The 1408-nt window shown below is 62.6% G+C and carries 1 protein-coding gene; it reads right to left on the bottom strand.

Annotated features, from left to right (window positions below; genetic code table 11):
• Positions 1–296: 296 nt before the first annotated feature.
• A complete protein-coding gene (locus ACLJK8_RS22730; protein WP_413152680.1) occupies positions 297–1325 on the bottom strand; it encodes an IS110 family transposase in 1029 nt (342 codons plus the stop codon).
• Positions 1326–1408 lie beyond the last annotated feature (83 nt).

Genomic DNA, 1408 nt, shown 5'->3' on the forward strand with positions numbered 1-1408 from the left:
CTATGCCGAGGTGTCCGGTCGAAACGGGGGCCATGTGTGGATACCCCCATGCAAGCAAATTCTCCCAGTTCGGTCATGTGATCGGGTGCGGTCATGTGTCAGGCCTCGATATGCGGCGCGTCGCGGGCCGCGGGCCAGTATGGAGATACGCGGATCGGGCGCACATCACTTCAAAGAGCTCACGGCTCGCTGGCCCCCTCTGCTTTTCCCGATCCCGATCTGTCCGATCAGTTTGCCCTTACCGTTCGAAGTCCTCCTCACATGGCCGACGTACCGGTCGCGACGTCCGTTGCCTTTCAGGCCATCGCCGCCACTGGATGCTTGTATTCTTCCTGGCGCGTCAGCATGGCCCAGGCAGCCCGTGCCATCCTGTTGGCCAAAGCGATGGCGACAAGTATCCGCGGCTTTCGTGCCAGCATCCGCTCGAGCCACGAGCCAGCCTCAGCGCCCTTGCGGGAGGCCCACCTGACAACTGACATCGCCCCAACGATCAAAAGTCGGCGAATATCGCGCTGGCCCATCTTCGACGATCGACCGAGCCGTTGTTTGCCACCGCTGGAGTTTTGAATAGGTACGAGCCCCAGCCAGGCAGCGAAGTCGCGCCCACGCCGGAAGGTCTCCATGGGCGGAGCAAAGGCCTCGATCGCCATCGCGGTAATCGGTCCGATGCCGGGCATCGTTTGCAGGCGCGCGGTATACGCGCCCAGCCGAGCTTCGCGCCGTAGGACTTTGCCAAGGGCCTCGATCCGGTCCTCGAGCATCGAGATCTGATCGAGGTAGAGATGCCCGAGATCTCGTACGAGGGGCTGAAGAGAACCGACGCGCTGCTCCATCGCCGCCGCGAGGCGCTTCGCGTTCGTAGCTCCATGCGCCACGACAATGTCATGTTCAGCGAGGTGCCCACGGAGTGCGTTGATGAGTTGCGTTCGCTGGCGCACGAGCAGGTCGCGGGTTCGAAAAATCATCGCTCGCGCCTGCTGCTCCTCCGTCTTCACGGCGACGAAACGCATCGTGGGGCGCGACGCCGCTTCAACGATAGCCTCGGCGTCCGCCGCGTCATTCTTCTGGCGCTTCACGAACGGCTTCACGTAGATCGGCGGGATGAGACGGACTTCATAGCCGAGTTCGGCGATGAGACGGCCCCAGGAATGGGCTGTCGCACAAGCTTCCATCGCCACCACGCAGCGAGGCTGCCCGGCAAGAAATCGCAGCACCTGCGAACGAGACAGCGTCTTGCGATAGAGAACGCGGCCGTCGGCCCCGGCTCCGTGCAGCTGAAAAACGCGCTTCGCCAGATCAATGCCGATGATTGTTGCCTCGTTCATGGATTCCTCCCCTTGGTGACCGCAAGAGCGCCAGCTTGGCACAACGCGATGCCGTCGGCGGGGGTATCCACTCCATCAGTTCA

This window comes from Amaricoccus sp. W119, assembly GCF_047275745.1.
In the GTDB taxonomy this organism is placed as follows: domain Bacteria; phylum Pseudomonadota; class Alphaproteobacteria; order Rhodobacterales; family Rhodobacteraceae; genus Amaricoccus.

Bases quoted from the DNA above. Each gene is read 5' to 3' on its own strand.
- ACLJK8_RS22730 (WP_413152680.1), bottom strand. From the start codon at position 1,325: ATGAACGAGGCAACAATCATCGGCATTGATCTGGCGAAGCGCGTTTTT.